Annotated in this window: 20 protein-coding genes; 17 read left to right on the top strand and 3 right to left on the bottom strand. The window is 65.8% G+C overall.

Annotation, left to right across the window (positions count from 1 at the left end; translation table 11 throughout):
* Positions 1-5: 5 nt before the first annotated feature.
* The 6 genes from V3596_RS20790 (at position 6) to V3596_RS20765 (ending at position 7,103) form a co-directional block, all read left to right on the top strand.
* Positions 6-2,060 (top strand): NADPH-dependent 2,4-dienoyl-CoA reductase, encoded by a 2,055-nt coding sequence (locus V3596_RS20790; protein ID WP_334279755.1) that lies wholly within the window; start codon positions 6-8, stop codon positions 2,058-2,060.
* A gap of 261 nt (positions 2,061-2,321) precedes the next feature.
* Complete coding sequence (locus V3596_RS20785; protein WP_334279754.1) at positions 2,322-4,613, top strand: putative bifunctional diguanylate cyclase/phosphodiesterase; 2,292 nt, start codon at positions 2,322-2,324, stop codon at positions 4,611-4,613.
* A 40-nt stretch (positions 4,614-4,653) separates the two neighbouring features.
* On the top strand, positions 4,654-5,340 hold the full coding sequence (locus V3596_RS20780; protein WP_334279753.1) for an ankyrin repeat domain-containing protein: 687 nt from the start codon (positions 4,654-4,656) through the stop codon (positions 5,338-5,340).
* Positions 5,340-5,798 carry a CYTH domain-containing protein gene (locus V3596_RS20775; RefSeq protein WP_334279752.1) on the top strand — a complete coding sequence of 153 codons (459 nt, stop codon included), beginning with the start codon at positions 5,340-5,342 and terminating at the stop codon, positions 5,796-5,798. The genes V3596_RS20780 and V3596_RS20775 overlap by 1 nt, the downstream gene beginning before the upstream one ends.
* A gap of 64 nt (positions 5,799-5,862) precedes the next feature.
* On the top strand, positions 5,863-6,579 hold the full coding sequence (gene pcaH / locus V3596_RS20770) for a protocatechuate 3,4-dioxygenase subunit beta (RefSeq protein WP_334279751.1): 717 nt from the start codon (positions 5,863-5,865) through the stop codon (positions 6,577-6,579).
* The gene (locus tag V3596_RS20765) at positions 6,576-7,103 is read left to right on the top strand and encodes a dioxygenase family protein (RefSeq protein ID WP_334279750.1); all 528 of its coding nucleotides are present in this window, start codon (positions 6,576-6,578) and stop codon (positions 7,101-7,103) included. The genes pcaH and V3596_RS20765 overlap by 4 nt, the downstream gene beginning before the upstream one ends.
* 13 nt (positions 7,104-7,116) lie before the next feature.
* On the opposite strand, the gene V3596_RS20760 is transcribed toward V3596_RS20765, so the two are convergent.
* Positions 7,117-7,344, bottom strand: a complete 228-nt coding sequence (locus tag V3596_RS20760) for a hypothetical protein (RefSeq protein WP_334279749.1) — start codon at positions 7,342-7,344, stop codon at positions 7,117-7,119.
* A gap of 146 nt (positions 7,345-7,490) precedes the next feature.
* On the bottom strand, positions 7,491-7,979 hold the full coding sequence (locus tag V3596_RS20755; protein WP_334279748.1) for an Lrp/AsnC ligand binding domain-containing protein: 489 nt from the start codon (positions 7,977-7,979) through the stop codon (positions 7,491-7,493).
* 100 nt (positions 7,980-8,079) lie between these two features.
* Here V3596_RS20755 and V3596_RS20750 point away from each other — a divergent pair, with 100 nt between their 5' ends.
* From V3596_RS20750 to V3596_RS20740, 3 genes are all read left to right on the top strand, one after another.
* Positions 8,080-11,676, top strand: coding sequence for an L-glutamate gamma-semialdehyde dehydrogenase (locus tag V3596_RS20750; protein WP_416384003.1), 3,597 nt, complete (start codon positions 8,080-8,082; stop codon positions 11,674-11,676).
* 41 nt (positions 11,677-11,717) lie between these two features.
* Positions 11,718-12,593 carry a pyrroline-5-carboxylate reductase gene (gene proC, locus V3596_RS20745; RefSeq protein ID WP_334279747.1) on the top strand — a complete coding sequence of 292 codons (876 nt, stop codon included), beginning with the start codon at positions 11,718-11,720 and terminating at the stop codon, positions 12,591-12,593.
* 92 nt (positions 12,594-12,685) lie between these two features.
* Positions 12,686-13,243, top strand: a complete 558-nt coding sequence (locus V3596_RS20740; RefSeq protein ID WP_334279746.1) for a chorismate--pyruvate lyase family protein — start codon at positions 12,686-12,688, stop codon at positions 13,241-13,243.
* 72 nt (positions 13,244-13,315) lie between these two features.
* Here V3596_RS20740 and V3596_RS20735 read toward each other — a convergent pair whose 3' ends face one another.
* Positions 13,316-14,491, bottom strand: a complete 1,176-nt coding sequence (locus tag V3596_RS20735) for an integron integrase (RefSeq protein ID WP_465165653.1) — start codon at positions 14,489-14,491, stop codon at positions 13,316-13,318.
* A gap of 237 nt (positions 14,492-14,728) precedes the next feature.
* Between V3596_RS20735 and V3596_RS20730 the strand changes: the two genes are divergently transcribed.
* From V3596_RS20730 to V3596_RS20695, 8 genes are all read left to right on the top strand, one after another.
* Positions 14,729-15,211 (top strand): SMI1/KNR4 family protein, encoded by a 483-nt coding sequence (locus V3596_RS20730; RefSeq protein WP_334279745.1) that lies wholly within the window; start codon positions 14,729-14,731, stop codon positions 15,209-15,211.
* Positions 15,212-15,320: 109 nt separating this feature from the next.
* Positions 15,321-15,752 (top strand): hypothetical protein, encoded by a 432-nt coding sequence (locus V3596_RS20725; RefSeq protein WP_334279744.1) that lies wholly within the window; start codon positions 15,321-15,323, stop codon positions 15,750-15,752.
* A 96-nt stretch (positions 15,753-15,848) separates the two neighbouring features.
* Positions 15,849-16,127 carry a barstar family protein gene (locus tag V3596_RS20720; RefSeq protein WP_334279743.1) on the top strand — a complete coding sequence of 93 codons (279 nt, stop codon included), beginning with the start codon at positions 15,849-15,851 and terminating at the stop codon, positions 16,125-16,127.
* 142 nt (positions 16,128-16,269) lie between these two features.
* Positions 16,270-16,770: an HNH endonuclease gene (locus V3596_RS20715; protein ID WP_334279742.1), complete on the top strand. Its 501-nt coding sequence runs from the start codon at positions 16,270-16,272 to the stop codon at positions 16,768-16,770.
* Between the two features lie 80 nt (positions 16,771-16,850).
* Entirely contained in the window at positions 16,851-17,105 is a 255-nt protein-coding gene (locus V3596_RS20710) for a hypothetical protein (RefSeq protein ID WP_334279741.1), read from the top strand.
* Between the two features lie 131 nt (positions 17,106-17,236).
* Complete coding sequence (locus V3596_RS20705; RefSeq protein ID WP_334279717.1) at positions 17,237-17,695, top strand: DUF1801 domain-containing protein; 459 nt, start codon at positions 17,237-17,239, stop codon at positions 17,693-17,695.
* An 876-nt stretch (positions 17,696-18,571) separates the two neighbouring features.
* Positions 18,572-18,895 (top strand): hypothetical protein, encoded by a 324-nt coding sequence (locus V3596_RS20700; protein WP_334279740.1) that lies wholly within the window; start codon positions 18,572-18,574, stop codon positions 18,893-18,895.
* Between the two features lie 85 nt (positions 18,896-18,980).
* A complete protein-coding gene (locus V3596_RS20695; protein ID WP_334279739.1) occupies positions 18,981-19,274 on the top strand; it encodes a hypothetical protein in 294 nt (97 codons plus the stop codon).
* Positions 19,275-20,417: the final 1,143 nt, after the last annotated feature.

The following is a 20,417-nucleotide window of genomic DNA, read 5'->3' as shown; positions in this document are numbered from 1 at the left end:
CCGCGATGTCCTTTCCCCGCTTGCTCGAGCCCCTGGATCTGGGATTCACCACCCTGAAGAACCGGGTGCTGATGGGCAGCATGCACACCGGCCTGGAAGACGGCCGCAAGCATTTCGAGCGCATGGCGGTGTTCTTCGCCGAACGCGCCCGGGGCGAGGTGGGGCTGATCGTCACCGGCGGCTTCGCGCCGAATATCGAGGGCTGGGCCAAGCCCTTTGCCGGCACGCTGGCCACCTCCGGGGCGGCCCGGCGGCACAAGATCATCACCGACGCGGTGCATGCCGAGGGCGGCAAGATCGCCCTGCAGATCCTGCACACCGGCCGCTACGGCTACCACCCCTTCTGCGTCGCGCCCTCGCGCATCCAGTCGCCGATCTCGCCGTTCACGCCCCGGGAACTGTCCGAGCGCGGCATCGAGCGCCAGATCCGGGCCTTCATCCGCTGTGCCAGGCTGGCCCGTGAGGCCGGCTATGACGGCGTGGAGGTGATGGGCTCAGAGGGCTACTTCATCAACCAGTTCCTGGTGAACCACACCAACCAGCGTACCGATGGCTGGGGCGGCTCCTACGAGAACCGGATGCGCCTGCCGCTGGAAATCCTCGCGCGCATGCGTGAGGCGGTGGGGCCGGATTTCATCATCATCTACCGCCTCTCCATGCTGGACCTGCTGCCCGACGGCAGCAGCTGGGACGAGGTTGTCGAGCTGGCGCGCCGCGTGGCCAAGGGCGGCGCCACCCTCATCAATACCGGCATCGGCTGGCACGAAGCCCGGGTGCCCACGATTGCCACCTCGGTGCCGCGCGCCGGCTTTGCCTGGGTGACGCAGAAACTGCGCACGCAATTGCGGGCCGAGGGCATCAACATCCCGCTGATCACCAGCAATCGCATCAACATGCCCGAGGTCGCCGAGAACGTGCTGGCCGAGGGCGCGGCCGACATGGTCAGCATGGCTCGGCCTTTCCTGGCCGACCCCGACTTCGTGCGCAAGGCGCGCGAGAACCGGGTCGACGAGATCAACACCTGCATCGCCTGCAACCAGGCCTGCCTGGACCACACCTTTGCGCAAAAGATCTCGACCTGCCTGGTGAACCCTCGGGCGGCCTATGAGCGCGAGCTCGCCATCGTGCCGATTGCCGCCACGCGCACGCCGCGCAAGAAGATCGCCGTGGTCGGCGCCGGGCCGGCCGGGCTGGCCGCGTCCACGTTGCTGGCCGAGCGTGGCCATGAGGTACATCTGTTCGACTCGGCGGCCGAGATCGGCGGCCAGTTCAACCTGGCCCGGCGCATTCCCGGCAAGGAAGAATTCAGCGAGACGCTGCGCTACTTCCGCCGCCGCATCGAGGTGACCGGCGTGCAGCTGCAGCTCAATCGCCGTGTCGGTGTGGAAGACCTGAAGGGCTTCGACGAGGTGCTGCTGGCCACCGGCGTGAGCCCGCGCAACCCGCGCATCCCGGGCCAGGACGATCACCCGGACCTGGTGCTCAGCTATATCGACGTGCTGCTCAAGCGCAAGCCGGTGGGCCGCCGCGTGGCCATCGTCGGCGCCGGCGGCATCGGCTTCGACGTGGCCGAGTTCCTGGTCGATGAAGGCCATTCACTGGCGCTGGATGCACAGGCCTGGCGGCGCGAATGGGGCGTGGCGGACCCGGCCGAAGTGCGCGGCGGCGTGGTGCGCCCGGCGCCGTCAGACCCGGCGCGGCAGATCACGCTGCTGCAGCGCAAGAGCGGCAAGCTCGGCGCCGGCCTGGGCAAGACGACCGGGTGGATCCATCGGGCCGCACTGAAGATGAAGCGGGTCGAGATGGTGGGCGGCGTCAACTACGAGCGCATCACGGCCGAAGGCCTGTGGGTCAGCCAGGGCGAGCAGCGCCGGGACCTGGAGCTGATCCCGGCCGACAGCATCGTGCTGTGCGCCGGCCAGGAGCCGCTGCGCGAGCTGGAAGAGCCGCTGCGCGCGGCGGGCCTGCGGGTGCACCTGATCGGCGGCGCGCTGGAGGCCGGCGAGCTCGACGCCAAGCGCGCCATCCTGCAGGGCAGCAAGCTGGCGCTGGCCCTTTGAACCTGCGGCACAAAGCCGGGCGCTGATCGCCCATGGGCTGGCGCTGGCCAGCCCTGCCGCACGCTTTCCGGCAAACCGTGAGGTATTGCTGACCCTGGTTGTTGCACCTCATGGGAAAACCCGTGGGCGCTGGAGAGCCGTGCCGCCACACTCCGGCCAAGTCGTAGAAAACAACGAGGGACGCCCCGCCGTACCAGGGCGCTGACCACCAACCGCCGGGTCACTACCAGGACCCTGGTGCCGATATAGGTCGCCAAACCGATGAACTTGACCAAGAGTCACCCGGGCCGCTGGGCCCTGCTGAGCTGGCTGGCATGGATGCCCGCCTGCGTGCAGGCGCATGCCAACAAGGCCGCCGGGCCGTTCGCGCTGCTGGGTCGCCCGGAAACCTGGCTTGTGGTGTTCGGCCTGCTGGGACTGCTGGGCATGGTGCTGGGCCTGGGCCTGGTGCGCTGGCAGCGTGTGCGCCTGAAGGCGCGCCGCGACGCGCTGCGCCGGGTGCGCAGCGAGCGCACCCGCCTGGCCGCCCTGCTCAATGCAATCCCCGATCCGGTCTTCTTCAAGGATGCCGCCGACGCCTATGACGGCAACAACCCCGCGTTTGCCAGCCTCACCGGCCTGAGCCATGCCCAGCTGCACGGTCGCCGTGATGAGGAGCTGCCGCTGCAGCCGGGTTGGACCCGCGCGATGAGCGGCAGCCGCGAGAGCGTGCAGCGCTCGCTGAGCTGGGTCGAGCGTCCGGACGGCAGCCGCGCCTGCCTGGACGTGCTGCAGGCGCCGGTGTTCGACGACCATGAATACCTGGGCCTGGTCGGCGTGGCCCGCGACGTGACCGTGCAGCAGGAGGCAATGGAAAGCGCCCGCCGTGCCGCCACCGTCTTCGAGCATTGCGGCGAGGGCATCCTCGTCATGGATGCCGAGTTGAACGTGATCGACCTGAACCCGGCGGCCTGCCGCATCAGCGGTCGTGCCCGTGAGCAACTGCTGGGCCGCGCGCCCGAGATGCTGCGCGCCATCGCGCTGGATGCCGATCTGCAGGACGAGCTCTGGACCAAGGTCGACACCGAAGGCAAGTGGAGCGGCGAGCTGCTGGACCGCCGCGACGACGGCATCACCGTGCCGCTGTGGGCCACGCTGGTGAAGGTGCCCGCCAGCGAGACCAATGCCCAGCAGTACCTGATGGTGCTGACCGATATTTCGCGCATCAAGGCCACCGAGGCCGAGCTGCTGCACCAATCCCTGCATGACCGGCTGACCGGCCTGCCCAACCTCGCGCTGCTGCGCGACCGCATCGAGCGCCAGGTCCATATCGCCCAGCGCGACCACACCAGCGTGGCGGTTCTCTATATCGACCTGGACGGCTTCCGCGAGGTCAACGACATTTCCGGCCACCGCGCCGGCGACGCCGTGCTGCGCGAGACGGCCGAGCGCTTCGTCAACGTGGTGCGGGCCAGCGATTCGGTGGCGCGCGTCGGTGCCGACGAATTCGTCATCGTCCTCTCTGGCCTGGTGGATGAAGAAACCGCGATGCGCCTGGGCGACCGCCTGATCCAGTCCATGGGCGAGCCGATCACGGTCGGCAACCAGAACTTCAACCTGGGCGCCAGCATCGGCCTGGCCCTGTTCCCGACCGACGGTGAAACGGTCGACTCGCTGCTGCGCAATGCCGAGGCCGCCATGTGCCGCGCCAAGGCCAATGCCCGCAACACGGTGCAGGCCTACCGGCCCGAGCTGACCCGCGTCGTCCAGCAACGCTTCGAACTGACGCATGCGCTGCGCCAGGCCAACGAGGCCGCGCAGTTCCGCCTCGAATACCAGCCGCAGGTGCGCCTCTCCGATGGCGCGCTGATCGGTGCGGAAGCGCTGCTGCGCTGGCGCCACCCGACCCGCGGCCCGATCTCGCCGGCCGAGTTCATTCCGCTGGCCGAAGACACCGGCTTGATCATCCCGATCGGCCGCTGGGTGCTCGAGCAGGCTTGCGCACAGGCCGCTCGCTGGCAAGGCCAGCCCGGCAAGCCGCAGCAGGTGGCGGTGAACGTCTCGGCGCGCCAGATGCGCCAGAGCGACTTTGCCGACACGGTGGAGCAGATCCTGCTGGACACCGGCTGCCCGCCGCAGGCCCTGGAGCTGGAAGTGACCGAAAGCCTGCTGCTGGAAGACGCGGAAGGCGCCATCGAACTGATGACCCGCCTCACCCAGCGCGGCGTGCGCGTGGCCATCGACGACTTCGGCACCGGCTACTCCTCGCTCAGCTACCTCAAGCGCATGCCGATCCAGACCTTGAAGATCGACCGCAGCTTCGTTTCCGAGCTGAGCAGCGATGCCAACGTGGCGGCCATTGCGCGCACTGTCATCGTGCTGGCGCGCAGCCTGGGCCTGGACGTGCTGGCCGAGGGCGTGGAAACCGCCGAGCAGGCCGAATGGCTGCGCCGCGAAGGTTGCGACTGGGCCCAGGGATGGTTCTACGGCCGCCCGGCGCCGGCGGAAGACTTCATGGCACCGGCCGTCGAGCTGCCGCGCAGCGAAACAAGGCGCCGCCTGCAGCTGGCCTGAACTGCTGGCTTGAAGGCCGGGGCGCGGCCACAATCGCGCCATGGACCCGACCCGACTGCTGCAGCGCATTGCCAACGGCCGCACCGACCTGATCCTGGACCGGCTGGCCGATGGCGGCTCGGCCGATGCCCGGATCGATGGCGCGAGCCTGCTGCAATGGTGTGCCTACTACGGCGATGTGAGCGCGCTGCGAATCCTGATGGACCGCGGCCAGGCCCTCTCGGAACTGGGCGATGACCTCGGTCTCAATGGCGCGGCCTTTCATGGCCATTGGCGCCTGGTCCAGTTCCTCCTGGAGCAAGGCGCGCCGGTTCAGCACGCCTTGCCAGATACCGGCGAGACCGCCTTGCATGCTGCGCTCTGCCATGACGAACGCATCGGCCGCGACCGGGTCCTGCAAGTCCTGCTCGAAGCAGGCGCCGATGTGCGCGCCGTGACGATGCCCGACCAGCCGACCGGCGGCTTCATGCGCGATGCCCGCACGCGCGGCGAGACCGCCCTGCACCGCGCTGCCCTGGTCGGCACGCCGGACACGCTGCAATTGCTGCTCGATGCCGGCGCCCATGTCGAGGCACGAGACGCCCACGGCGACACGCCTCTGGCCTGGGCCAGCTGGGCTCGCCGCCCGCCTGCCGTCTTGCACCTGCTCTGTTACGGCGAGCATCGCGTGCGACCTGACTACCCGGGCATGGCCGTCCACCTGTCCGGGCAACCCTTGACGCGCTGATGGCTATCGAGATCGAACGCAAATTCCTGGTCACCGGCGAGGGCTGGCGGCAAACGGACGCCCGGCGCTACAGCCAGGGCTATCTCTCCCGCGACCCCGCCCGCACGGTGCGCGTGCGCTGCGTCGGCGCGCAGGCCTGGCTGACGATCAAGGGGCGCTCGGTGGGCGCGAGCCGGGCCGAGTTCGAGTACGAGATTGCGTTCGCCGATGGCGAGCAATTGCTCAAGCTCTGCGATGGCCCGCTGGTGGACAAGTTCCGCCACCGGGTGCGCCATGCCGGCATGCTGTGGGAGGTCGACGAATTCCTTGGCGACAACGCCGGCCTCGTCGTGGCCGAAATCGAACTGAGCGATGAGGCGCAGGCCTTCGAGCGGCCCCCCTGGCTGGGCGAGGAAGTGACGCAAGACGCACGCTATTTCAATTCCAATCTGGCCGCCCATCCTTTCAAGCATTGGTAGGCATTGTTAGGCACTGGTAGTCCACCGCCTTGCTGGCGGCCGCGCGGCTTGGCATGCTGGGCCCATGGATGAATGCCCGCCCTTCCTGCCACGCGACCTGGATGCGCATCCGCCGGCCCTGGCGCCGGGCTATCGGTCCAGCATCTTGCGTTCGCCCCAGCAGGCGCTGGTCCCGTTGAACTGCCAGCTGGCTGCCCCGCGCTTTCGCCGCGAAGACCTGGGGGCGCTGGACCACGACCTGATACTCAACAGCGCGCAGGCCGGCCCGGCCATTGGCGAGCGGCTGCTGGTCCACGGCCATGTGCGCGATGAACTGGGCCGGCCGGTGCCCAACGCCTTGATCGAGGTCTGGCAGGCCAATGCCGGCGGCCACTACCGCCACCCGCGCGACCAGTACAAGGCGCCGCTGGACCCGAACTTCAGCGGCTGCGGCCGCCTGATGACGGACGCCCAGGGCTACTACTTCTTCCGCACCATCCGCCCCGGCGCCTATCCCTGGCCCAACCACCGTGCCGAATGGCGGCCGGCCCACATCCATTTCGCCCTGAATGGCGAGGGCTGGGCGCAGCGCCTGGTGACGCAGATGTATTTCGAGGGCGACCCGCTGATCGCGCGCTGCCCGATCGTCCACAGCATTGCGGACGAGGAGCAGATCCGCGGCCTGATCGCCCATGCCGACTTCGGTGCCGACGAGGCCATGGACAGCCGCGCCTACCGCTGGGACATCACCCTGCGCGGCCGACGTGCCACCTTGTTCGAAGCGCCGGGAGCGCATGCATGACGCGCCGCGAAACCGCCTCCCAGACCGCCGGCCCCTTCGTCCACATCGGCCTGCTGCCCGAGGCGGCCGGCCTGGCCAGCCCATTCGGACGCGCGACAGCCGGGCCCCGGCTCTGGACCGACGACACGCCGGGTGAGCGCATCGTCATCGAAGGTCAGGTGCTCGACGGCGAGGGCGCACCCCTGACCGATGTGCTGGTGGAAATCTGGCAGACCGACCTGGCCTTCAGCGCCTGGGGCCGCAGTGCGGCGGCGACTGACACGGGGCTGTTCCGCTTCGAGACGATCAAGCCGCAGATGGCCTTCATCAGCGTTTTCATCCTGGCGCGCGGCATCAACCTGGGCCTGCACACCCGCCTCTACTTCGAGGATGAGGTGGCGGCCAATGCCGCCGACCCGGTCTTGAATCGCATCGAGCCGGCTGTCCGCCGCTCGACCCTGATCGCCCGCCTCCAGGGCCCTGGCAGCTACCGCTTCGACATCCGGCTGCAGGGCGAGGGAGAGACCGTCTTCTTCGACCTCTGAGCGAACGCCAGGCTCAGTGCGCCTTGGCCGAGGCCACGTCAAAGGCCAGCAGCCAGAGGTCGAAATCCACGCCCGCTGGCGCGTCACTCACCTCCAGCCCCCGGCTCAGCTCGAACGAGGAGTCGAACCAGCCGCAGCCGGCGCGGTCGTCCTTCGCAGCGTCCAGCGCATCAGGCTTGGCGATCACGGCCACCGGCGCGGCGATGGCTGCGGGAGGCTGGCGGCGGGCGGTGAAGAACATGGCGGCTCCTGGGTGCAAGGGGTGGATGAGGACGACGGACGCATGTTCGGCGCGCCCGCTCTTTCGCCCCATCATCACTCGGAGGCCCCCCACCGGGAGGCATCCCCCCTCTCCCCACCGATGGGGGAAGGGCTTGCTGCAGGCCGTCAGATCGGCAAGGCGGTGGTGTTCTTGACCTCCTCCATCACCGCATAAGTACGGGTTTCCCGGACACCGGGCAGCGTCCAGATCACGCTGCCAATGAACTCGCGGTAATGCGCCATGTCGCCCACCCGGGTCTTCAGCAGGTAGTCAAAGCCACCGGCCACCAGATGGCATTCCAGGATCTCGGGCCGGGCCTGGACCGCGGCCTTGAAGTTGTCCATCACGTCCTGCACCGTGCGGTCCAGCAGGATCTCGATGAAGACCAGCATGGCCGCGCCGAGCTTGGCCGGGTTGAGCCGGGCCTCGTAGCCGAGGATGTAGCCGTCGCGGGTCAGGCGCTTGACCCGCTCCAGCACGGCCGTCGGCGAGAGGTGGACGCTTTCAGCGAGCTTCAGGTTGGAAATCCGCCCATCGGCCTGCAGCACGCGCAGAATGCGGGCGTCGATCTTGTCCAGCCCGCGCTGGCCGGTGTCGTCGTCTGAAGGGGTCATGCTGGATTTTCGGCTAGATCATTGGCAAGACTCGGAATTTAATTCATCAGAAGCGCTTTTAAAGTGCTGCTCTTCGCTAGCCTGCCGCCAGGAGCCCATGATGACCAGCTTCAACCTTCCGATCGAACGCGCCCGCCTGCCTTTCCCGTACCGGCCGGAGCGCCCTGTCGTCGAAGCGCTGGCAGCGCAGTTGCACGAACAGCTGGACTGGCCGGCCGTGATCCGCACCGCAGCGCCCTGGGTGGAGCAGGTGCGCGCCAACCCGGCGCCCTTCTGGGCCATGGAGTCGCTGCTGCGCGAATACCCGATCACCAGCAGCGAGGGCCTGGCCCTGATGCGACTGGCCGAAGCCCTGCTGCGCGTGCCCGATGCACCCACCGCCATCGCCCTGACGGCCGACCAGCTCGGCCGGGCGGACTTCGACGGCAACTCCGAAGGCCCGCACAAGATGCTGGCCAGCCTGTCGGCCTCGGCGATCTCCTTGTCGAAGAAATTCCTGCCCGAGGCCGAAAGCTCGGGCGGCCTCCTGACCCGCCTGGGCGCGCAGACCGTCGTGGCCGCCACCGTGCGCGCCATCCAACTGCTGGGCCGCCAGTTCGTGCTCGGCCGCAATATCCGTGAAGCGATGAGCGAGGCCGACTCGGCCCGCAAGCAGCAGGCTCAATTGCGCTTCTCCTACGACATGCTGGGCGAAGGCGCCCGCACCGAGCATGACGCGGCCCGCTACCAGGCCAGCTACCTGGCCGCCATCGAGGCCATCGCCTCGGGCCGCAAGGCCGAGTCCCCGGAGGGCTCGGACGGCATCTCGATCAAGCTCAGCGCCCTGTTCTCCCGCTACGAGATCCTGCAGCGCGAGCGCGTCTATGCCGAGCTGCTGCCACGCGTCTGGCAGCTGGTCGAGCGCGCCGCCAGCGCCAACATCAACCTGACCATCGATGCCGAAGAGGTGGACCGCCTCGAGCTCTCGCTGGAACTCCTGGACTCGCTGGCCGAGCGCATCGCTGCCAGCTTCCCGCGCTGGCGTGGCTTTGGCCTGGCGGTGCAGGCCTACCAGACCCGTTCGCTGCAGGTGGTCCACGAAGTGGCGGCCATTGCCCGCAAGCACGGCCTGCGCTTCATGGTGCGCCTGGTGAAGGGCGCGTACTGGGACGGCGAGATCAAGCGTGCCCAGGAGCAGGGCTTGCCGGCCTATCCGGTGTTCACGCACAAGCAGCACACCGACGTGAGCTATCTGGCCTGCGCGCAGGCGCTGATTGCGCATGCCGACGTGATCTATCCGCAGTTCGCCAGCCACAACGCCGGCACCATCGCCGCCATCGTGCAGATGGCCCGCGCGGCGGGCGCCGAGTTCGAGATGCAGCGCCTGCACGGCATGGGCGAGGGTGTGTACCGCGAGGTCCTGAAGGACGGCACGATTCCCTGCCGCGTCTACGCACCGGTGGGCGAGCACCGCGACCTGCTGGCCTATCTGGTGCGCCGGCTGCTGGAGAACGGCGCGAACTCGTCCTTCGTCCATCAACTGGCTGATCCGCAGGTGCGCCCCGAGGAGCTGCTGGCCTCGCCGCTGGAGCTGATCCAGCAGCACACGGCCCTGCCGCTGCCGGTGGACCTCTACCGCGACCGCGTCGGCCATGGCCGCGCCAACTCCACCGGTGCAGACCTCACCTGCCTGCAGCAGCGCGAGCCGCTGATGAACGCACTGGCCGAGGGCCAGGTCTTGCCCGTGACCGAGGCCACCCCGGAGCAGGTCAGCGCCGCGATGCAGCTCTTGCAAGGGGGCTTTGCCGGCTGGAACGCCAAACCGGTGGCCGAGCGCGCTGCGATCCTGCGCCGTGCCGCCGATGCGCTCGACGCCCGCCTGGCCGAGTTCTGCGCGCTGCTGGTCAAGGAGGCGCACAAGACCCAGGGCGACTGCATCGCGGAAGTGCGCGAGGCGGTCGACTTCCTGCGCTATTACGCGGACGAAGCCGAATCTCATGGCATTGCGATGCAAGGCCGCGGCGTCTTCGTCTGCATCAGCCCCTGGAACTTCCCGCTGGCGATCTTTGCCGGCCAGGTGGTGGCGGCCCTGGTGGCCGGCAACACGGTCGCGGCCAAGCCGGCCGAGCAGACGCCTTTTGTGGCGCTGAAGATGGTCGAGCTCCTACATGCCGCCGGCGTGCCTGCCGATGCGCTGGCGCTGCTGCACGGCCCCGGCGAAACCGTGGGTGCCGGCCTCGTGGCTGCCGAGCAGACGGCCGGTGTCTGCTTCACCGGCTCCACCCAGGTGGCGCAAATCATCAACCGCACGCTGTCAAAGAAGGACGGCGAGATCGTCCCGCTGATCGCCGAAACCGGCGGCATCAACGCCATGGTGGTGGACTCCACCGCGCTGCCCGAGCAGGTGGTGGACGCCGTGGTGCAGAGCGCCTTCCGCTCGGCCGGCCAGCGCTGCTCGGCGCTGCGCCTGCTGTGCGTGCATGAGAGCATTGCCGACAACCTGATCGAGATGATCAAGGGCGCCGTGCAGGAGCTGTGGGTGGGCCAGCCGGCCGAGCTGGCCACCGACGTCGGCCCGGTAATCGACGACGAGGCTTTTGAGAACATCCAGCGCCATGTGGCGCGCCTGAAGAAGGAGGCTCGGCTGATCGTCGAGGCGCGCGCGCACGACGCCGTGCCGCGCCTGGTGATGCCCGTGGCCTTCGAGCTGCAGAGCATCAAGGAGCTGGGCGCCGAGATCTTCGGCCCGGTGCTGCACGTGGTGCGCTGGGGTGGCGATGTGGACGCCGTGGTGCAGGAGATCAACGCACTGGGCTACGGCCTGACGCTGGGCATCCAGACCCGCATCGACAGCCGCGCGCTGCGCCTGGCGGAGGCCGCCAAGATCGGCAATGTCTACGTGAACCGCAACATCATCGGCGCGGTGGTGGGCGTGCAGCCCTTCGGCGGCGAAGGCCTGAGCGGCACCGGCCCCAAGGCCGGCGGCCCGAACTATCTGTGGCGCTTCTGCGCGCCGACGCAGGCAGCGCCTGCAGCCGCAGCCACAGCGCTGGCTGACGGAGCCGCCAGCGCCGAACTCGGCGCGCTCGCCCAGGCGCAGGCCGTCTGGGGCGATGTGGCCCTGGAAGCGCGCGCCGCCTTGCTGGGCCGCACCGCCGAAGCGCTGGGCGCCGCCGGCGAAGCTGCCGCGCTGCGCCGCCTGGCGCAAGACGCGCCGGCCGTGCTGGCGAGCCGAGAACTGCCCGGCCCCACCGGCGAAAGCAACGAGCTACGCCTGCATGGCCGCGGCGTGATCGCGGTGCTGGCAGCCGGGGCCAGCCCGGCCGAGATCGGCGCCGCGGTGGGCGCGGCCCTGGTGGCCGGCAACAGCGTGGCCCTGCTGGGCGCCGACGATGCGGACGCCGCGCAAGGCCTGCGCAAGGCTCTGCAGCAAGCGGGCCTGCCGGGCGCGGCCCTGCAGCTCTTTGCCATCGATGCCGAGCGCGCCTTGCTGCAATCGCCCCTGCTCGCGGGTGTCTGCGTGGCCGCCGCGAACAGCGGCCAGCGCCGCGCCGTGCAGCGGGCCCTGTCCGAGCGCTCGGGCGCTATCCTGCCCCTGATCAGCGCTGGCGAAGCCGCCGACCCGCGCCAGCTCTACCGCTTCGCGGCCGAGCAGACGCTGACGATCAACACGGCAGCGGCGGGCGGCAATGCGGCGCTGCTGGCAGGCGTGCACTGAAGGCGGGCACGGGGCTGGCGGCGATTAGACTTCCGCCCATCATGAGCAGCAGCCCTCAACAGACGCCCGCGTCTTCGCCCGCACTTCGCATTGCCTTCATCGGCGGTGGCAACATGGCCAGCGCCATCATCGGAGGCCTGCTGCGCAGCGGCCATGAGGCGGCCCGGCTGGCCGTGGTCGAGCCCTATGCGCCGCAGCGCGACAAGCTGCGGCAGGATTTCCCCGGCGTGGCGGTTGTGGCGCAGGCGGACAGCAGCCTTGGCGAGGCCGACCTGGTGGTCTGGGCCGTCAAGCCGCAGATGTTTGGCGAAGCGGCGGCGCCAGTGCAGGGCTCGGATACCTCGCTGCACCTGTCGGTGATGGCTGGCATCCGCAGCGAAGCCATCAGCCAGGCCACCGGCAGCGCACGCGTGGTGCGCGCCATGCCCAACACGCCGGCCCTGATCGGCCAGGGTATCGCCGGCCTGTTTGCCAGCGCAGCGGTCAGTGCGGCGGACCGGCAGCTGGTCGAAGCCGTGCTGGCCCCCACCGGCCGCAGCCTCTGGGTGGCGGCAGAAGCCGACCTGGACGCGGTGACCGCGCTGTCGGGTTCGGGCCCGGCGTATTTCTTCTACATGGTCGAAGCCATGATGGCGGCCGGCGTCGAGATGGGCTTGCCGGCCGGGCAGGCCCGCGAGCTGGCACTGGCCACTTGTGGCGGTGCCGCCGCGCTGGGCATGCAGTCCCAGGAAACGCCGACGGTGCTGCGCGAGCGCGTGACCTCCAAGGGCGGCACGACGTACGCGGCCATCACCAGCATGGAGACTGACGGTGTGGGTGCCGCGATCCAGCGCGCAGTGAAGGCGGCGCAGCGACGGGCCGTGGAGTTGGGTGACGAGTTCGGAGGAGCTGCGGCAAGCGGCACGGGCAAGCATTGACTGCCCGTCCGGCCAGTCCAGACCAGGTTGGTCGAAGCTCCGCTTCTCCCTCCCTCCCTCCCTCCCGCGGACCTACTAACTAGACAATCACCATGGGCATTGCAAGCCGTGCGAGCCTGCGCGACTGGTTGCGTGCGCCGGGCTCCTTGAGCAGGCGCCTGGCCCGCCTGGGCCAACAAGGCTTCGAGGTCCAGGTCTTGAGCCAGCGCATTGCGCCCTTGCGCCAGCTGGAACGGCGTGCGCTGGGATTGCCGCGCCGCGGGCTGACGCTGGTGCGCGAAGTGATCCTGCGCGTCGATGGGCGGCCCTTGATATGGGCTCGTTCAGCCTTGCATCAAGTCGCACTGGCAGGGCCCTGGCGTGCGCTCAAGGGCTTGGGGCATCGCCCCTTGGCTGACCTGCTGTATCACGACAAGCGCGTGCGCCGCAGTGAGCTGCAGCCGCGCAGGCTGTCTCGCTCAGGGCACACGAGAAGGCATATGCAACGGCAATGGTTGGTGGCCACCGGCACGCAAGCGTCCTCTCAAATGCTCTGGTCGCGCAACTCGGTGTTCAGCCGCTGCGGGGCGGAGCTGCGGGTGATGGAGTTGTTTGCGCCGGAGCTGGAAGGCCAGAGGCCCGGTAGTTTACGGCGACGCATGAGGCGTTGATGGCCTCTCTGGGTGCCGCCACCATCTGTCGCCCAGCCCAGCCCAGCCCAGCCCAGCCCGGCCCGGCCCGGTTCAGCTCTGCGCTGCCCACGGAGGGCGGCGCACCGCCATTGCCAACGTCTCCCGGTCTGGACTCCGAGCTTCATCTCGGCCCCGATCTCGACCCCGATCTCGACCTCGGGGCTGAAGGTTCGTGTTCATGTCCAAGTTCATGTTCATGTTCAAGCTCAGCAAATCCACCGGGCTCTTGACCGCTCCACCGCCCAGCTTCAGCACGTGCGTGTAGATCATGGTCGTGGCAACGTCTGCATGGCCGAGCAGGTCTTGCACGGTTCGAATGTCATAGCCGGCCTGCAGCAGATGAGTTGCGAACGAATGGCGCAGCGTGTGAGGGGTTGCTGGCTTGCCAATATTGGAGCGCTCAAGTGCTCGCTTGAACGCCCGTTGAAAACCCTGGTCAAACATGTGGTGCCGGCGTACGACGCCACTGCGCGGGTCAACCGAGTGCTTGTCCTGCGGAAACACCCAGAACCAGTTCCATGACGATCCGGCGCGTGGGTACTTTCTTTCGAGCGCATCGGGCATGTAGACCCCAGCCTTGCCATCGGTCTGATCGGCAAGCCAGAGCTCGCGGGCATGTTGCAGCTGAAGCTTCAGCGGCTGGACCAGGCTGGCAGGCAGCATCACCACGCGGTCCTTCCCGCCTTTGCCCTCGCGAACAATGATGGCGCCGTGGTCGAAGTCCAGGTCTTTCACCCGGAGCTGCAGGCCCTCGGTCAGCCGCAGGCCTGTTCCGTACAGCAGCTGTGCAAACAAGCGGTAGTCTTCGTCCAGCCAGCGCAGCACCTGAACGATGTCACCCGGGGTCAAGACCATTGGCAGCTTGCGTTTTGACTGTGGCCGCCCGATCTTTGCGAGCCACGGCAGCTGAAGGCCCAGCACCTTGCAATAGAGGAAGACAAGCGCCGACAAGGCCTGCTTGTGCGTGGACGGCGCGACGTGCCTGTCTGACGCGAGCCATGACAGGAACGCCTCCACTTCAGCCTGCCCGAGGTCTCTTGGATGCTTCAGGCCATGAAAGCGCACGAATGTCTTGCACCAGTGCACGTACGCCTGCTCGGTACGGGGGCTGTAGTGCAGGAACCGTATGCGCTCACGAAGCTGGTCAAGAAGCCGCTCAGACTGCAGGGGCGGTAGCCGCGCTGGAGCGCTAGCAGGGCGGGTTCTCGTTGTTGACGAATCCTGCATCCGAAGCTCCAATCCCCAGCAATTACTAACATCCAAAGGAGTAGACAGCGCCTTACACCCCATTCCGGTACCAAGCCGCTTCCCACCCCACGGATACACTGTATATGAATACAGCATACGCAAGCCATCAGCAACATACAAGCCAGTCTCGCCAGAACACGAACCAAAGAGTTAGGGCGCACGCGCACGAGTTACGCCGCGTTGGTGTCGCCCGATAACAAGGTTAGGCCTCAGCCTATGCCAGTCGATCTTCGCGATTTTTGGGGAACCAATTACTACAACCATCCGCCGCTGACGGACGAAATGGTTGCTTTCGCAGAGGCCATGCTGGGTGTGAAACTCCCGGTCCTTCTTGTGGACCTACTTCGAATACAGAACGGCGGGTACACAAAGGGCTTTGCGCATCCAATGACCGAGCGAACGACTTGGTCTGACGATCATGTCCCGCTTGACGACCTTGCCGGGATAGTTATAGGCGCTGCGGCAGGGACGCCCCAGAATCTGCTGCACTCAGAAGCCATGAGAGCTGAGTGGGGCTTACCGCCGAAGCAGGTATTGCTATCTGGCGACGGGCACTACTGGATTACGTTAGATTACCGATCAGGTTCTGCCCCTGCAGTTTCATGGATCGACGTTGAGTGCGGCGAAGATCTGCGGGTTGCAGATTCGTTTGAAGAATTCATCATTGGGCTAGTGCCAGCGGAGAGCTATGAGGTCTAACCGGTCGCTCAACCGGACCCGCAACGGCATGCCGCCTGCGGGCCTGATTTCATTCTGGCCCTTCGGTGTCCTGCCGTCGCGGGCCGGTTAGCTCGAACGTTAGGTGCTCATGAAGTACATGCGAACGCTGCTCGTCTTGGCTGCATCCATGCTGTCGTCTGCTGCCTTGTTCGCGGACTCATTCACCGTTCGTCTCTATGATTCTTGCAAGCACCAAAACGACTATTTTGAAAGAGGTGTTCGCGTGGCGCAGCATCAAATCCGAGAGGGAAAGCTTCACGTCAACGTCTATTACGAGTACGCACCACTTCCGGCAACATTGACTCAGCTTGAAGAAGCTAAGGCGCGCGTCCAGGTCCTTCGAAACCACGGAATTGAAGCGGAATTGAAATCCTCTGGAAGCGACATGGTCGACTGCATATGGACACCTTATTGGAGCGCCTACGACCAGGAAATGAAGAAGGCAATCGATGCCAAGTTCGGTGCTCAGTTTTGGACCAAAGTCGATCGTGAAGTTAAGAAGCGTCAAAGGCGGCATTAAACGAATGTCACCAATGCGAGCACCTAACCTGTCGCTCGAGCCGACTCGCGTCGGCAAGCCGCCGCTCGCGGCTCAGCTTCAACGTTAGGCGTACCTATGAGAGACAAGGCGGAGTTCATCGTTGAGCTTGGTGGAATCGAAGACATCGCGGCCTTCGCCAGCGCCTTTAATTCATCATTCATCCGCCTTGCTGGCGGTGAGTGGAACGGGCGAAGCTGGGATGCGTTCAACGACTATCTATCTTGGCCAGACGAAGACGAGTTCCGCCTGGTGCTCCGTGGATGGAAGTCCTGCCAAGCATTGGCCGAGACAGATCGGGAGATCTTCGAAGAGATCATTCGAGACAATCCACATGTTGAGGCTGTCTATGCATAGTGGGCGGTCGACTTTGGTGCGCCGTAGCTGCAAGGCCATGAGGTCGCTTCTCGGCGCGGGTACGCCTAACCAGTCGCTCGAGCCGACTCGCGTCGGCAAGCCGCCGCTCGCGGCTCAGCTTCAACGTTAGGCGTCTCACCGAATGAAACAACTTCAACGGCTACTCTTTTTGCAGGGGAATCGGTGCTTCTTCTGCGATCTTCAAATTCCCGAGGGTGAAGCTAGCGTCGAGCATCTGGACGCACTATCAAACGGCGGCGAGAAGCTAGACGAGAACTGTGTCGTTTGCTGCAAGACGGTGAATGCTGCACTAGGAAATCTGTCCGTGAAGGAAAAGTTTCGCGCTGTCCTTCGCCACAAGGGCGGCTTCACCTGCCCGCGCCAGGCTGGAACTGTGGCGCCTGCTGCAGGAGGGGCGAGTGCCGAGGCGTCAGACTATGCGGCGGAGCACCTCGGCACAGTACTTGAGAATCTGCAGAAGCGTGGGAACAAGCGGCCGAAGGGAATCGCGACTCTTCGCAACGTAATAGCGGCACTCTTGCCAGAAGCCGCACCGGAGGGCATTGATGCAATTCTCGATCTGCTTCGCGAGGGGACGTATATCGCCGAAGAGGGCAAGTCAGTTTGCTACCCTCGCCTTTAATCCGACGCCTAACCAGTCGCTCGAGCCGACTCACGTCGGCAAGCCGCCGTTCGCTGCTCAGCTTCAACGTTAGAGCGCAAATGCAGAATGCCGCCGACCTCCTGAGACAGGCACTTCGTCGTGGCGAAAGCCTCGAAGGCGCGCTATCTGCTTTGCGCTTGCACGCTGTGACCCCGGTTGAGGCGATTAAGGCAATTCACGAAGTGCAGAAGGTCGGGCTCGGCGAGGCCAAGGAAGTCTTCTCGAGCTCTCCGGCGTGGCGTGCCGAGAACGAGGCGGCCGATCGAATGCACGCGGAAATTTTGGCCGAACTAGGCAGGGAACAGGAGCCATGAATCTCGCGAGAATGCGCCCTAACCAGTCGCTCGAGCCGACTCGCGTCGGCAGGCCGCCGCTCGCGGCTCAGCTTCAACGTTAGGCCGCAAAGCCGTCACGCCATGAAAAGCACAATCTACGGGAGCCACACATGACAGCGCCCAAGAACTCTTCCGCTCCGGCTAAGAGATTTCCTAAGACCACACCGGTTGAAGACGCTGCAAAGCCAGCATCCGAGCTGATTGACGCCCGAATCGGGGAACTTCAAGATTGGCGAGGCGAACTGCTGTCTCGCCTGAGGCGCGTGATTAGGAGCGCCGATGCAGGAATTACGGAGGAGTGGAAGTGGAACACTCCCGTTTGGGCCTGCCACGGCATCATTTGCACTGGCGAAAGCTACAAGAATGCTGTCAAGCTCACCTTTCCGAAAGGCGCTTCTGTCAGAGATCCTGCGAACTTGTTCAACTCGAGTCTCGATGGGAACGTGCGGCGGGCAATCGACTTCCCCGCAGGTTGTAGTCTTGACGAGGATGCATTGAAGGCACTCATTCAGGCCGCCATAGCAGTGAACAAGTCGACCGCTGCTAGCAAAGCGAAGAATGCGGCCTAACCAGTCGCTCGAGCCGACTCGCGTCGGCATGCCGCCGCTCGCGGCTCAGCTTCAACGTTGTGCATCAGGCAGCTTGGAGAGCAAGTGAGGATGGTCCGTCGTTCGCGCCAGAGCCAGTGGGCCGTTTGCGGAGGCACAAATTCTCCTGGTGGCGCGGTTTGGCGCTCCTCGATCGCCGTCGCTGCGCCGCGTAGCGCCAGCACTCGTGGCCGTGTGGCCAAGTCGGGCGTTCATCGCTTCTCTTGGCGCGGGCGGCCCGCATGTTCAAGAACCAGCCTGTCGCCTCAGCCGTCTGCCACGTGGGTGTGGCTCCGGCTAGCATCTGGCGCTCGCAGCGGCCGATGCTTCGAAGTGGCTCTGCACAACCTGCCGGTCAAGTGGGACGTCCCACGGCGGGCGCCGGTTGTCCGTCTCGCGCAGGCCGTGCCGCCGTGGGCCGCCCCTTACCTTCACCGTTGTGCATCTGGCTGCCGGGAGGCCAAGTGAGGATGGTTCGTCTTGCGCGTGGGAGCCGTTCAGCCGATTGCGAAGGCAGCAGTTCTCTTTGTGGCGCGGCCTCGCGCAGCTCGATCGCCGCGGCTGGTCCAAGTGGCGCCAGTCGTCGTGGCCTTGTGGCCAAGGTCGGTCGGCAGTCCTTTCTCATGGCGCGGCGGTTCGTATGTTCGGCAGCCAGCCAGCCGCCTCGGGCGTTCGCCACGTGGGTGTTGCTTCGTCTAGCGCTTGGCGCTTGCAGCGGCCGTGCCTTCGACCTGGCTATGCACAACCTGCCGGTCAAGTGGGACGTCCCACGGCGGGCGCCGGTGGTCCGCCTTGCGCGGGCCGTGCCGCCGTGGGCCGCCCCTTACCTTCATCGTTAGACATCAGGAGAGTAAATCTGTGCCGCTGCGACGGATCGAAGAAGTCACGCTCGAGCAACCTTGGCGACTCCTTGTGCGGCCTGAGTTGGTCGGCGATGAAGGCTACGAGCTGATCTATCGCTCGGCCAATGGTCTCCGATGGGATCCGGGCCAGAAGGTGTTTTATGCATCCGAGCCAGAGCGTTGGGCGCATGCAGAACTTCTGCAGCACCTGGTGCGCACGCTAGCGGATGAGTTCGGTACAACTCTGCAGGTCACCAGTTCGACGCGGTGGGTGAACACTTCTGGTGAACTTCTGGCCGAGCTTGGCGCCTCTGTCAGTGGAGGCGCGCCCGATGTCTAACCTGTCGCTCGAGCCGACTCGCGTCGGCAAGCCTCCGCTCGCGGCTCAGCTTCAACGTTAGAAGTCCTGGATTTACATCGCGCCAATGATCCGTACCGCAATAAAAATTCTCATCGGTCTCATCGGCCTTATTCTTATCGTCGGTCTCGCCGTCTCTGCGTATCGTCACGGTAGCTGGGTTGGAGCCCTGAAAGCACTTGTGGCGCTCGCGGTGACATACCAATTGATCGCTCTTGTGGGGCGGAAAGAATCAAGCCTGAGTGGCGCCGGTTCTCCACGCGGGCTAACTCCGCGTCAAACACTGATCGGCGTTGCTGTTGGACTTGGCATCCCGTTCGCACTCTTGGTCGTCTACTGGTGGTTTCGCCCCGCGCAATGAATCTGCCTTTTGCAACCGGGACTTCTAACCAGTCGCTCGAGCCGACTCGCGTCGGCAAGCCGCCGCTCGCGGCTCAGCTTCAACGTTAGGCGTCATGAAGAAACTGGCCCTTGCTTGCATGATTGCTGTCCACTCAATGCCCTGCGTTGCGAGTCTTCCCGACCCGCCCCTTACGGTCTTGTATGGATGCCACCCCAAGAACGACGTGATCGCAATAGACGTCGACGAGTACAGCAGCCCGAGGCGACGAATCTCGGAAATGAACGCCATTGACTGGCTCCAGCTAGAAAAGACATCGAGGGCGGGGTCAATGGCCACTATCGAGAAGGTTTGTCGCCTTCGGAGCGCCACGTATAGGGTTGTCTTCTCGATTCATTTGAAGAATCGGTGCGGCGGGCTTAGCCAAGTGCCGACGGCCGCGATCTTCCGAAACGGGGTCGCCATTGCTTCCATGTTCAAGCTAGCTCCGTGCGTCGACGAGAAGTGGAAGCTGGATGCAAGCTACATCGTGAGCATGCGTTTGTGGGATGCAATTGGGCCAAACGAATACCATTTCGAGCTCACCCACGCAGCGAATAGCGGTATCGCGCCGACGCCTAACCTGTCGCTCGAGCCGACTCGCGTCGGCAGGCCGCCGCTCGCGGCTCAGCTTCAACGTTGTGCAGCAGGCTGCCGGTAGAGCAAGTGAGGATGGTTCGTCGTTCGCGTCAGAAGCAGTGGGCTGCTTGCGGAGGTACGAGTTCTCCTCGTGGCACGGACGGGCGCAGTTCGTTGCCCGCCGCAGCTCCGCGTGGCGCCAAGCGTCGTGGCCGTGTGGCCGAGGTCGGGCGGCATTCGCTTCTTTTGGCGCGGCGGTCCGCATGGTCAAGAACCAGCCTGTCGCCTCAGCCTTCTTCCACGTGGGTGTTGCTCCGTTTAGCATCTGGCGTTCGCAGGGGCCGATGCTTCGAAGTGGCTCTGCACAACCAGCCGCTCAACCGGACCCGCGGCGGCAGGCCGCCTCGGTCCGGTTAGCTTCATCGTTGTGCATCAGGCTGCCGGGAGTCCAAGTGAGGATGGTTCGTTTTGCGCGTGAGCAGCGCTCAGCTGATTGCCAAGGCCGCAGTTCTCTTTGCGGCGCGGCTTGGTGCAGCTCGGTTGCCG

Origin of the sequence: Roseateles microcysteis (assembly GCF_036880965.1) — a bacterium.
In the GTDB taxonomy this organism is placed as follows: Bacteria; Pseudomonadota; Gammaproteobacteria; order Burkholderiales; family Burkholderiaceae_C; genus JAUASW01.
Note: the sequence above shows the minus strand (reverse complement) of the source record. Positions and strands in the feature narration are given on the sequence as shown.

What these genes read in the sequence shown, in the direction of transcription:
- V3596_RS20730 (WP_334279745.1), top strand. Translation starts at nt 14,729, where the DNA reads ATGCCAGTCGATCTTCGCGATTTTTGGGGAACCAATTACTACAACCAT.
- pcaH (WP_334279751.1), top strand. Translation starts at nt 5,863, where the DNA reads ATGGATGAATGCCCGCCCTTCCTGCCACGCGACCTGGATGCGCATCCG.
- V3596_RS20710 (WP_334279741.1), top strand. Translation starts at nt 16,851, where the DNA reads ATGCAGAATGCCGCCGACCTCCTGAGACAGGCACTTCGTCGTGGCGAA.
- V3596_RS20775 (WP_334279752.1), top strand. Translation starts at nt 5,340, where the DNA reads ATGGCTATCGAGATCGAACGCAAATTCCTGGTCACCGGCGAGGGCTGG.
- V3596_RS20755 (WP_334279748.1), bottom strand. Translation starts at nt 7,979, where the DNA reads ATGACCCCTTCAGACGACGACACCGGCCAGCGCGGGCTGGACAAGATC.
- V3596_RS20715 (WP_334279742.1), top strand. Translation starts at nt 16,270, where the DNA reads ATGAAACAACTTCAACGGCTACTCTTTTTGCAGGGGAATCGGTGCTTC.
- V3596_RS20760 (WP_334279749.1), bottom strand. Translation starts at nt 7,344, where the DNA reads ATGTTCTTCACCGCCCGCCGCCAGCCTCCCGCAGCCATCGCCGCGCCG.
- V3596_RS20725 (WP_334279744.1), top strand. Translation starts at nt 15,321, where the DNA reads ATGAAGTACATGCGAACGCTGCTCGTCTTGGCTGCATCCATGCTGTCG.
- V3596_RS20750 (WP_416384003.1), top strand. Translation starts at nt 8,080, where the DNA reads ATGACCAGCTTCAACCTTCCGATCGAACGCGCCCGCCTGCCTTTCCCG.
- V3596_RS20740 (WP_334279746.1), top strand. Translation starts at nt 12,686, where the DNA reads ATGGGCATTGCAAGCCGTGCGAGCCTGCGCGACTGGTTGCGTGCGCCG.
- V3596_RS20780 (WP_334279753.1), top strand. Translation starts at nt 4,654, where the DNA reads ATGGACCCGACCCGACTGCTGCAGCGCATTGCCAACGGCCGCACCGAC.
- V3596_RS20765 (WP_334279750.1), top strand. Translation starts at nt 6,576, where the DNA reads ATGACGCGCCGCGAAACCGCCTCCCAGACCGCCGGCCCCTTCGTCCAC.
- proC (WP_334279747.1), top strand. Translation starts at nt 11,718, where the DNA reads ATGAGCAGCAGCCCTCAACAGACGCCCGCGTCTTCGCCCGCACTTCGC.
- V3596_RS20735 (WP_465165653.1), bottom strand. Translation starts at nt 14,491, where the DNA reads ATGCAGGATTCGTCAACAACGAGAACCCGCCCTGCTAGCGCTCCAGCG.
- V3596_RS20695 (WP_334279739.1), top strand. Translation starts at nt 18,981, where the DNA reads ATGATCCGTACCGCAATAAAAATTCTCATCGGTCTCATCGGCCTTATT.
- V3596_RS20705 (WP_334279717.1), top strand. Translation starts at nt 17,237, where the DNA reads ATGACAGCGCCCAAGAACTCTTCCGCTCCGGCTAAGAGATTTCCTAAG.
- V3596_RS20785 (WP_334279754.1), top strand. Translation starts at nt 2,322, where the DNA reads ATGAACTTGACCAAGAGTCACCCGGGCCGCTGGGCCCTGCTGAGCTGG.
- V3596_RS20790 (WP_334279755.1), top strand. Translation starts at nt 6, where the DNA reads ATGTCCTTTCCCCGCTTGCTCGAGCCCCTGGATCTGGGATTCACCACC.
- V3596_RS20720 (WP_334279743.1), top strand. Translation starts at nt 15,849, where the DNA reads ATGAGAGACAAGGCGGAGTTCATCGTTGAGCTTGGTGGAATCGAAGAC.